Origin of the sequence: Novosphingobium sp. AAP83 (genome assembly GCF_001295795.1) — a bacterium.
GTDB lineage: Bacteria > Pseudomonadota > Alphaproteobacteria > Sphingomonadales > Sphingomonadaceae > Novosphingobium.
Genome location: NZ_LJHY01000035.1, coordinates 1 through 10,133, shown reverse-complemented (window position 1 = coordinate 10,133; position 10,133 = coordinate 1). Strand labels below are relative to the sequence as shown.

15 protein-coding genes are annotated in these 10,133 nt (G+C 45.9%); 9 read left to right on the top strand and 6 right to left on the bottom strand.

Translation table 11 applies throughout. The annotated features are described in order from the left end of the window. Positions 1-40 precede the first annotated feature (40 nt). From IP81_RS15640 to IP81_RS15630, 3 genes are all read left to right on the top strand, one after another. Positions 41-622 (top strand): recombinase family protein, encoded by a 582-nt coding sequence (locus IP81_RS15640; protein ID WP_054108950.1) that lies wholly within the window; start codon positions 41-43, stop codon positions 620-622. 72 nt (positions 623-694) lie between these two features. Further along, complete coding sequence (locus IP81_RS15635; RefSeq protein WP_054108949.1) at positions 695-1,006, top strand: hypothetical protein; 312 nt, start codon at positions 695-697, stop codon at positions 1,004-1,006. Positions 1,007-1,032: 26 nt separating this feature from the next. Next, positions 1,033-1,509 (top strand): DUF6508 domain-containing protein, encoded by a 477-nt coding sequence (locus IP81_RS15630; RefSeq protein WP_054108948.1) that lies wholly within the window; start codon positions 1,033-1,035, stop codon positions 1,507-1,509. Here the strand turns inward: IP81_RS15630 and IP81_RS15625 are convergent. Both IP81_RS15625 and IP81_RS15620 read right to left on the bottom strand, forming a co-directional pair. Further along, on the bottom strand, positions 1,506-2,570 hold the full coding sequence (locus IP81_RS15625; protein ID WP_082356227.1) for a J domain-containing protein: 1,065 nt from the start codon (positions 2,568-2,570) through the stop codon (positions 1,506-1,508). The two genes, IP81_RS15630 and IP81_RS15625, sit on opposite strands and share 4 nt — an antisense overlap. Positions 2,571-2,629: 59 nt before the next feature. Continuing rightward, entirely contained in the window at positions 2,630-3,190 is a 561-nt protein-coding gene (locus IP81_RS15620) for a hypothetical protein (RefSeq protein WP_054108946.1), read from the bottom strand. Between the two features lie 160 nt (positions 3,191-3,350). On the opposite strand from IP81_RS15620, the gene IP81_RS15615 reads away from it, so the two are divergent. Both IP81_RS15615 and IP81_RS20520 read left to right on the top strand, forming a co-directional pair. After that, positions 3,351-3,743, top strand: a complete 393-nt coding sequence (locus IP81_RS15615) for a MucR family transcriptional regulator (RefSeq protein WP_054108945.1) — start codon at positions 3,351-3,353, stop codon at positions 3,741-3,743. Positions 3,744-3,833: 90 nt separating this feature from the next. After that, positions 3,834-4,442: a hypothetical protein gene (locus IP81_RS20520; RefSeq protein ID WP_157573297.1), complete on the top strand. Its 609-nt coding sequence runs from the start codon at positions 3,834-3,836 to the stop codon at positions 4,440-4,442. Here IP81_RS20520 and IP81_RS20515 read toward each other — a convergent pair. The 3 genes from IP81_RS20515 to IP81_RS15600 form a co-directional block, all read right to left on the bottom strand. Continuing rightward, on the bottom strand, positions 4,439-4,822 hold the full coding sequence (locus IP81_RS20515; RefSeq protein WP_157573296.1) for a hypothetical protein: 384 nt from the start codon (positions 4,820-4,822) through the stop codon (positions 4,439-4,441). The two genes, IP81_RS20520 and IP81_RS20515, sit on opposite strands and share 4 nt — an antisense overlap. A gap of 158 nt (positions 4,823-4,980) precedes the next feature. Continuing rightward, positions 4,981-5,559 (bottom strand): hypothetical protein, encoded by a 579-nt coding sequence (locus IP81_RS15605; RefSeq protein ID WP_157573295.1) that lies wholly within the window; start codon positions 5,557-5,559, stop codon positions 4,981-4,983. Between the two features lie 223 nt (positions 5,560-5,782). After that, positions 5,783-6,298, bottom strand: coding sequence for a hypothetical protein (locus IP81_RS15600; protein WP_054108942.1), 516 nt, complete (start codon positions 6,296-6,298; stop codon positions 5,783-5,785). A gap of 167 nt (positions 6,299-6,465) precedes the next feature. Between IP81_RS15600 and IP81_RS15595 the strand changes: the two genes are divergently transcribed. The 4 genes from IP81_RS15595 (at position 6,466) to IP81_RS15585 (ending at position 9,235) form a co-directional block, all read left to right on the top strand. Beyond that, a complete protein-coding gene (locus IP81_RS15595) occupies positions 6,466-6,942 on the top strand; it encodes a hypothetical protein (RefSeq protein WP_157573291.1) in 477 nt (158 codons plus the stop codon). Positions 6,943-7,116: 174 nt separating this feature from the next. Further along, positions 7,117-7,512, top strand: a complete 396-nt coding sequence (locus IP81_RS20510; protein WP_157573289.1) for a hypothetical protein — start codon at positions 7,117-7,119, stop codon at positions 7,510-7,512. 55 nt (positions 7,513-7,567) lie between these two features. Continuing rightward, positions 7,568-7,765, top strand: coding sequence for a hypothetical protein (locus IP81_RS15590; protein WP_197274666.1), 198 nt, complete (start codon positions 7,568-7,570; stop codon positions 7,763-7,765). A 777-nt stretch (positions 7,766-8,542) separates the two neighbouring features. Then, a complete protein-coding gene (locus tag IP81_RS15585) occupies positions 8,543-9,235 on the top strand; it encodes a type I restriction-modification enzyme R subunit C-terminal domain-containing protein (RefSeq protein WP_054108939.1) in 693 nt (230 codons plus the stop codon). Here IP81_RS15585 and IP81_RS20505 read toward each other — a convergent pair. Continuing rightward, positions 9,149-9,988, bottom strand: coding sequence for a hypothetical protein (locus IP81_RS20505; RefSeq protein ID WP_157573287.1), 840 nt, complete (start codon positions 9,986-9,988; stop codon positions 9,149-9,151). The genes IP81_RS15585 and IP81_RS20505 overlap by 87 nt on opposite strands. Positions 9,989-10,133 lie beyond the last annotated feature (145 nt).

Below are 10,133 nucleotides of genomic sequence, written 5' to 3'. Positions count from 1 at the left end.
ATAATGATGCAGGATTTTGATATGGTGAAAGGTGGTTGGGTTGAGAACATTTGCATATCTAAGGGTCTCCACGGCTGACCAGACCAATCTGAATCAACTCCATGAAATTATAGCGGCTGGCTTCCAGATCGCTGAGCACCGTGTGGTGGCAGAAACTGTTAGTGGTTCTGTTGCTGCTATGGAACGTCATGGCTTCAAGAAGCTCGTGGACAGACTTGAAGCTGGTGACGTGCTCATCGTGACTAAGCTTGATCGGCTAGGTCGAAATGCAATGGATGTTCGAGCCACCGTTGAAAAGTTGGATGGCATGGGTGTGAAGGTGCACTGTTTGGCCCTTGGCGGTGTTGATCTAACTTCCCCCGCTGGAAAAATGACCATGGCGGTCATCTCAGCGGTTTCTGAGATGGAACGGGATTTGCTCATCGAAAGAACACAGGCTGGCCTTCAAAGGGCAAAAGCTGAAGGCAAGAAACTTGGTCGCAAACCAACCCTATCTTCTGATGATCGATCACAGATCATGGCTTTGAAGGCTGAAGGTGCGTCTCTGGCTGTTTTGGCGAAACGGTTCGGTGTCAGCCGTTCAGCCATTCAACATGTTGCACGTCAGGCTAAAACTGTGTGAAAATCTCGCCTCGTATAAATATGCATGAGGACCAAAAATTTATGGTTTTCATCAACTTATGCGAGGAGGAACATGGCAAAAACACTTGTAAATTTTCTGATCGAGAAGAGTGATTTGGACCGATTTGATGCAATTGCATCAATGATTGGCAGAACCAGAACATCCATTCTCACGGAAATGATGGGCCTTTTTTGCTCAGAACAAATCGTAAACGTCGAGCTACGAAATCGCAAACTCGAACAACTCAACCAAGCTTTGACACAGCAGCATTTGCTTCTGGTTCAGGCTGAAGAGGCACGTCAAATCAATAGGCCCCTATGGCAAGATGTTGAAGATATGGACTTACCATCACCATTCATGTCTGATGGGCATGACGAATTTTAAATAATAAAAACATAAGGATAACAGCTATGGGAGATATTAACACTAGCTACTACACAGGCAAAGCCGCAACAGGTCGCCTTCATAAGCTTGGCGCATTTTATAACACGTTCAGACAGCCGTGGTTCTCATTCGTTGAGGATTCCACGCCTCTCATTATCGGCTACCATATCGATGAAGATACCTTGGAATATCATGATGTTGTGATAGATTTTATCCGCACCTGCCTGAAGGATAAGTGGGTCATTGCTGGCTTCGATTGGCATGAATGGGCGGAGAATGATGGTGCAGCCTATTTTGCGGACATGGGCCTAATGATGGAAGCTGAAGCACTGGATTTGGCGAAGGTTTCGACGGTCATCTTTGGGCGTGAACACGCAAACCATGGTTATCTGGTGGAGGCATATGCGAATGGATTGCTGCTGACTGTGCTCAAGAGAGCGCAGGGGCTTTCAGCATTCGAACCGCTGCAAGAGGTGGCTTTTCCAATAAACCACTCGATCTAAAGTCCGATTAATGAAAGTTGATAATCCACACATTGATTGTACGCTTCTGGCCCCTGCATCTGCGCATTCATGCAAGCTAACTGTAGTGAAAGATGCTGATCTCGATTAAGTTGTGCCTTTTCTGGGTTCCTATTTTGAGGATTAATCTGCTTAATTTGTTGTTCAACGCATTTATTATAAGCGGCAGGGCCTTGCATTTGCGCATCCATACACGCCAGTTGCAATGATAGTCTTTCGTCTCTATCGAGATTTTGAACTGTTATTTGTGGAACATATGGTTGCAGATTGCCGATTGGTGGATTTTGGTTGAGTACCTCCGATTGTATTGGTTCAACGGGGACGGGGTCATTTTTCCTTTCTTCAACCACCTCAACAGCTAGCTCTGTTGCTTCAACTGCCGCTTCAGTGGCTTCGATTGACGGTGAATGACTGTAATTTGCAACACTTATTGTGTAAATAATAAATATAGCAAAAAAAATTATAATCGCAAAAATCCATTTCATCCACTGATGATCTTCGGTATCGTTGGATTGAATGGCCTCTTGATTATCGGATGGATTGTTCAAATCATTAGGAGAATTCTGCGTAGCTGTTTTCTGTTTTTTTGATGGTTCCTCACGTGAAGCACCAGCCTTGCCATTGCCGCCATGCTTGTACGCCCTTTGAGCAAGCGTTTTAGCAGCACCAATCGGGCAACCCATATCTACCAGAGCTTGGTAGATCGCAATTTGGTCGGCACCGCTTTCAGCCAGTTCGAAGGCCAGATCGAGCAAAACCGAGATGAAAAGGTCGAATGCATCACCATCGTCCATCGTGCCATCAGAGGCAGCGGATTTTTGGTTAGCAGCACCAGCGGCATCATATGCTGCTCGTTTTTCTGAGTTGGAAAGCACCTCGTAAGCGTGTGCTATATCCTTGAAACGCCGTTCAGCTTCTTCCTTATTGCCAGCGTTACGATCTGGATGCCAACGCTTCGCCTGTTTCAGATAGGCAGCACGTATCTCAGCCATTGTTGCGTTGGGTTCGACGCAAAGAATTTCGTAAAAGCTCTTGTCCGACACTCGCTTACCCCAAAACTTCCAGCAACCAAGCCAGCTTCACGTACCAACCGATCCCGACACTAAATTTGAGTGGTCAGGATAATCTCATTGAACCGTCGCACAGCGAAAAGTTCACCCCCCAAAACTTGTGCCTTGCCGATAAGGAAGCTTTCATCCTTACGGTGCATCACAGACGACATTCCAAGCTTTTTTGAGTGGTTTTCAATGTCTTCCGGCGATAACTGTGATCGCACACCTATGTCGTAGACGACGCAATAGTCAAACTGGCCCCAACTAGGCGAGGCATCAAAGACACTCCAACATTGGTCGCCTTTTGCCAATAAATCAGACACTTCAGCTTCATCATAGGTTTGGTAGAAATCAGCCGTGGCTTGATCAGCACGTGCATAATCTATGGATGGCGAACGTGTTGCTTTCAGATAGCTTGCAGACGGTGTGGTCTTTTCCATGAAGGCTTGGTGGGCACGTGGCGCTATCACACTATCATAGATCGCATTGCCAGCTACGGTTCCAACAAGGGCGCACAGGCCAACGAGAGCTAGCTTTCCAATGCCGAAACCAGCAGTGCCCTCACGGATTTCCTGTGATGGATGTAGCACCAACTCACCGTCTTGATCCATGACCCCGCCTACGACTGCTTTGACCCTAAGTGGGCAACCGAATGGTTAGATTATGATGAGGCATTGGTTCTGTCACTGGAAATCATTGAACCTCCGTCACACCTTGCATTCACGGAATATCTGGCGATAGTTTGCGGCAGACATTCGGGATGGGTACGTCATGGAAAACGCAACGCTCTTCAAACTTACCAGCGACATCGTGTGCGCTCACGTCAGCAACAACAGCGTTGGCATGAACGATCTCCCGAAGCTGATCAATTCAGTCTATCAGGCGCTGGCAAAGGGTGGTGAACCCGCACCTGTTGTGGACGAGAAACCTGTACCAACCGTTTCGATCCGTGCATCGGTCAAGCCAGATTTTGTCACCTGCATGGAATGTGGATTCAAAGGCAAAGCACTCAAGCGTCACCTGATGATTGAACATGCTATGACGCCAAAGGAATACCGTTCTCGTTGGAATCTGGCAGCGGATCATGCTTTGGTGGCACCAAACTATGCAGCGAGACGTGCTGAAATTGCTAAAGCCATTGGTCTTGGGCGTAAGGTAGGCTAAAAGGATATTGCCAAGGGTGTGCGTAAGAAGCTGAAGTCGGCGTTTCCTGCTGCCCAAGCAGAGTAGACCGCCAAAGCGTGGATATTGTTAGTGACACGAACAATTTATCGGGATGTTTCATGCCCTTGCTGTGAACGTGTCTACGCAGTCGGGTTTTACGCATCGGTCAATCTTAGCGGCTGGAAGCAATGGCCTGATGGTTGGGGTTATGGTGATCTTCACCACCTGCATACAGAATTGCGTGGCTGTCCATGTGGTGCATTGTTTTGGCCGAATGGGTCTTGGTTTCAAACTAACGAGACCGATCTGTCCGTTATCACAGAGCCTGATGCGGAACCGAAACCTGTTGAAGAAACAGAACCTAAGCCCAATGGCTGGTTCGCACGTTGGCGGTCAAAAAAGCCAAGGCGGGATAGTCTAAGTGATATGCTGAAACGGATTTCAGATCAGTGGCCAAAAATCCCTGTGATCCATCCTGTTGATGACATGGCAGGGCTGTACCGTGTGCTGTGTGATGGCAATGTGGTACTTGATCATGAAACAGAACTGGAAATCCGAAAGTGGCTTTGGTGGACTTGGAACCATCCAAGCCGTGGTCTGGATTTCGTGCCCGGTGATGTTGGACTGGATGTTTCAGAAGAAGTGAAAGAGGCGAATTTGGCGAGGCTGAATCTTTTTCAATTTACAGACCTATATTAAAACAAACCCCCGCCAAAGCCAAACCTCTCATCTTTACCATATGGCAGTTTTCGTGGCCCAGCTACACGTAAGACGTTTGGATCACTGCCAATGTTTATGCTGTCACGATATTCGAACGCTTCCTTCATAGAATTAAACCATTTGAAACTAATTGTTCTTTGACGCTCCTCAATAACATAGCAGTGCACATATTGTTTACGATCACTAAATTCGTACCCTCCTCCTGTTGAAATAGGTACACCAGAAAAAACAACCTCTTTATTTTGCTGCGTAACAAAATATTGCATTTTCAAATTTATATTGCATCGATCTCTTCTATTTTCTTCCATCATCATTGGAAAATAGTAAAGTTCGCCGAGAACCTTTTCGAAAAAACTCATTTTGATTTCCTACTAGTTAAAACATTCAAATTGGATATTCATCATTTGGCTCTGATTATTGTCAATTATGAATAAAACTAATTATTTAAGAGAGAGCCTTATTGGACATATTCTACGCAATTTTTGGAATAGCCAATCAGGCTACAAGTCCATCCATATCACCGATTGTCGATCTGTACTGCCATCCCAACGTCGTTGGCACGCTGGATCGCTACATGCTCACCTTTCAATGCTCCGGACTTGCCAACGAGAAAACGCTCTCCCTTTCGTTCAATCGCAGATGGGTAACCAGACCCTATTGCATGAACTTTGATCTGACGAGGTGACGCATGTGATCGGATTACCTTGTCGTAAGCCACGCAATAATCGTATTGGCTCCAACTGGGCGTTGCATCATACGCCTTCCAGCACTGATCACCTTTGGTGAACGGCGCTGACTTCGAGGCTCTCCCTGCCTCGTTAAAATCAATGGGGGTCTTTACGACACGAGCATAATCTATGGGTGGGTCTCTCATCGAAATCAGGTAGTCTGCGGCTGGATTGTCCTTCCCCACATAGGCATCGGCAGCACGTGACGTTGCCATTGAGTTGTAGATCGCAATGCAAGCTACAGAGCAGCCCACTGCGCACAGGACAAAGATACCGAGTTTCCTAAGCCTGAAGCCTTTCATTAGTGACGGTTGGCGTACAGAGCCGTGATCTGACAGATTTGCTGTGGCCTGAACGCTATCTGCCATTATCGGCATCCTTGATGAAACATGCTTTGATTCTGCTTTTCCAACTTCGAGCATAAGGCCCTTGAAGAATCAGGCAACGGTCATTGCCACTCAATTTGAGAGCGTGTTTCGTTCCAAATCAATATTATGAGTAGTTTCCAGCATGGCATAGCGTAAATGCTTAGCGTGATAGCCTATCGTGTCATATACTGCTTTGGCCTTGCGCAACCCCATCTTCATTTTGCTACGGAGTGCTCACAGCGCCAGCACCAGCTTTCCAGCCAATTTCAACATGCTTGGCATTTTTTGGCACACCGATCACATGGGCGGAAACCTCCATCACTTCATGGGGTGCAATGTCATTGTAAGGCAAAGTAACATCATGGAGAAAAACAATTTTTTCTCCTTTGGTTTTGAAGGCCATCGTCAAAGTTGGAACCTTCAGTGTCGCATCTGATGTGTTTTTGATGACCCCTGACGCATTGAAGTACTGACGGCCACCCTCAAGCTTTCGAACTTCGATGTTATCGATGGGAAAATCGAACTCTAACCCCGCTATCTCGTCAGCAAACTGAAACGTCGCATACTCTGCTGGAAGAGCCATAACCGCCTGTTTTTGAGGCATACATCCAGCCAATCCAGCCAGTGCAAAACCCATTGTCCAGCGACATATATGCTTCAAAATCATAGCGTTTCCCATTGGTGGCATATCCGCAGGTTGAGCACGAGAAGCATGGTCCTGCAACCAGCAGATGATCATTCATGCTTTGACGCTCTGGTATCTGGAAAATCACCCAATCTCATGGTATAATCCAACCATATTCTGCACCATATGACACTGCCGCCAGCCATCTTCACGGTGCATAAAATCAATGCCAACCTGTTTCTGAAGGACAAAAGCTGCCCCTTCACACCAAGGAGATTGCCTTGAAATCCAAAATGCTCGATCCAAACACTATCAATGACGAAACCATAAAAACCATTCTAGATAACGCCGCAATCGAACATCAACATCTGGGCGGAATCTACGTTACCGCTTATCCATTTAATTTCTGGATCGACGTTGATCAAAAGCGTAAATTACTGATAATATACACTTATTGGGATGCAGTGGCGGAGCTGGACGAGATAGCTATGCTGCGTTTTGTGAACCATGCCAACTGTAGCAAAATCATGCTGCAATTTGCCTATAGGGCTGAATTGGGACGTTTTTACGGGTACTACACCCATCCATATGACGTGGGCCTATTTCCTCCGCATGTGCTGAAACTGCTTCAAAAATTTTCATCAGTGTTCACCGACGTTGTGCATGAAGGCATTGCTGGTGGAGTTTTGCAAGAATTGCCAAGCTGCACAGATGATGATGAATCAACAGCTGACGTAGGGGAAAAGACCGTTCATTGAGAGGGGCTTCACGGCAAGGATATGAACGTGCGGCGGTGTATGGCGATGTTTGGGATGTGCTCTATGGGTTGCAAACCTAACAGCGTCCCCTGACCCTAGTTTTTGGCTACGTTTCGTGGCAAAAAGGGTTGTGAAGGCGGTAGTGGCTTCAATTCAGGAAGGCTGTAATTCCGAATGAAAAAGTGGGCTTTCAGTGCTGCGATTCTTGTCTCGATCTTTTCAGTTGTGGGATGTAAAAAGCTTGCCGCTACACCATTCGTCGATGACAGGACGCTACTATCTATCTTAAATTCTTCAAAAAAATGCGAAAACAGCGAACGAGGAAGAGAGTGCAATTATCAAGTTGGTGATTTTTTCAAAGTTTCAATTGCTGACGTCGGATCAAAATCGGCGGGTATTCATTTTGAAAAATCGAACTCAGACATGCCCATAAACGCTTCATTTGGGATATTGCACGGCTGCGTAATTGTAAATAGAGTCGATAATAAGGCCATGACTGAGTGGGTTTTTATATCACCAAAAAACGGAAACGTTTATAATGATTGGCGGGAATGCGGAGAAGCTTCGTAACATAACTGCGCATGAAAAATTCTCTTCTCTGCTAAATTAAATGCTGGCAATTGGCTTGGATATTCAAGCGGCGTTTCAGCGACATAGTTTGAAACTTCTGCAAGCCGCTCTCGAACGCAAGCTGTTGCATGTCCTATCTCGTTGGATCAGAAAGCTGTCGCCACTCATGGTCATCAGCCAAGGACTCTATCGCTTTTATTCCATTGAATTAATTAAAAATTTCGTTTTCAAAAATTGGCGGATGGGTGCGTGATTGCGATGCAGATTCTAGCCGTTCTGGGAGATAAAAGTGCGACTGATTTCTCACGCTAAGGTCAGCATCGCCTTCGCACTTTCTTTGCTGCTTGCCAGTTGCGTTGAGGAACCCTCAGATAAGTCTGCGTTTACCGATGTTCAGCAAGATGAAATCACCGACATCGCTGACGATGCTGTGTCCGCTAGCCAACCTGTCGGAACGCCTCGCTAAATTCTAGATGAAAAGCCGCTGATGTGTTTCTCAGCGTTCTCAACCCTATAAAAAGGATGAGAAGCAACACTGTGCCTAATTAGAAAGCACCCTGTTTGTCTCAGGATTAACCTTAACCGAATAAGGACACTGTCCCCTATAATTTACATGAAACACATAACCTTTAAAAGTTTTATAATTACATGTTTTGATAGATATGTCTCCCGTTTCTATCTGGTTTATAATTGTGGCAGGTTCATAAGACAGGTCTTGAGTAGACGCTATGCCTTGTGTCATATTACACTGACCGCCCAAGCGAATTATCTCATTGCAAAGGCGCATCATCTCCAAATTTTGCTGCCTTCTAGCTCGCTCGTACTGTTCACGTTCGATCCCTGCACCGATGTCCCCTGCGTCAGCTAAAAAACTCCCAATGTCCGCATTCACTGGATGACTTATCAAGGCAACACCAATCAAGGCAATTGAGACTGTGAAAGTGCGCATAACCCCCCGCAGCATACTATGACTGAAAAATTTATCTAAATTCAGGAGGTGGTCTTATGACATGCCTTGATTTGCAGGTCAATGCTGATCGAAGGCGATGCAAAACAGATTGTATATACCGACTTCACCGACGAGATTGGTGAAGGCTCCACCATTGCACTGCCTGATGCAGGTGTCGGTACGGACAAGGGTCGTTTTCAGTTAAAGGTGCGGCACTTCCTGCAAAGCCACTCCGATCACATCACGATCCAAAAGCTTCGACGGAATGAACAGCTAACCCCACAAGATTTGTCTGAGCTTGAACGGATCATGGTCGAGGAAGCTGTGGCGACCAATGTTGACCTTTCCGCCTTGCACGACCAAGGTGGGTTGGGCCTGTTCATTCGTTCGCTGGTTGGCCTTGAACGTGATGCAGCTAAGAATGCATTTGCTGGCTTCCTTCAGGGGCGAAATCCCAATGCCAACCAAATCGAGTTCATCAATCTGATCATCGACCATCTAACCGAAAATGGAGCGATGGAACCCAAGCGCCTGTATGAGTCGCCGTTTACCGATCTGGACGATCAAGGTGTTGGTGGCCTGTTTCCAAAGGCGGATGTGCTTCAGATTGTGAGTGTGCTGAATGATGTGAAGCTCAGGGCGGCGGCACAGGCAATTTTGATGCTAATTTTTCAGGCCATTGTTGCATTAATGAAGTACTGCGGCTTGGGCTTCCTCAACGCCCAAGGCAGCAAAAAATGGTTGTGTTCGACCCATTTCACCCATACACATTGATGCGGCGTAGGGGAAAACTCTTTCAAATAATTCTATCCCCATTTCGCTCATTTCATTTATGTCAAACACAACTCCACTATCCCGCTGGACCAATAGTATCATGTTGCTTCCCTTATTGGGGTGCACCAATTCGCATAGATAGTCATAAATAAATTCAGCGGCAGGGGATTCTAAGCCCCAGTCATTGATACACGTACCTATTCTAAGAGCTTTAGTTTCAAATTTAGCCTTTTCCTCTTTTGTCCTTTTTAATTTTTTGCGATCAATCATAGCAGAAACTCCCTCTTCGAAATAGGTTTTCCAATTAAACCTGCCCCCATGAAGTAGTATGTCCATATGTCCAGCAATTGTACGTGCGTCTTCTACTGAAATGGTTCCATAATCAGCAGCTTTGTGGATAATAGGTTCCATCTTATTAACAGTATACCTCAAAGTCGCTACAAGTTCGACATAGCCTCTAATGGCTTGAAAGGCAGACAATATATTTCTATTATTGACGCTATCAACTATTGATTTTGAAAATAGAATACATTTCGCCCACGATAGTGTAAAAATTTGACGGGCATTAATTTTTATATCTTCGAATGGCTCTTTTGGCGAAGCTTTAAATGCCGCATCTGTATGTTGATGATAGCCTCGCAACACGCCCTCGGCATGGCTAATCGCTTTGGCAAAATCCTCCATATTTTTTCGGACTTCTGGCGAAAAGGCAGATAAAATTTCTGGCCTAAATGCGCATTCCTCAACCTGCATGGTCCAGCTTTCTTGCTTCTATAGGGGCCTAGAAAATACCTTTGTTTCATTAGCTACCATCGAGGCGGTGTGATCGACAAGTGAGTCTGATGCAAATGTTCTCAACCCAACCACCTTTCACCATATCAAAATCCTGCATCATTAT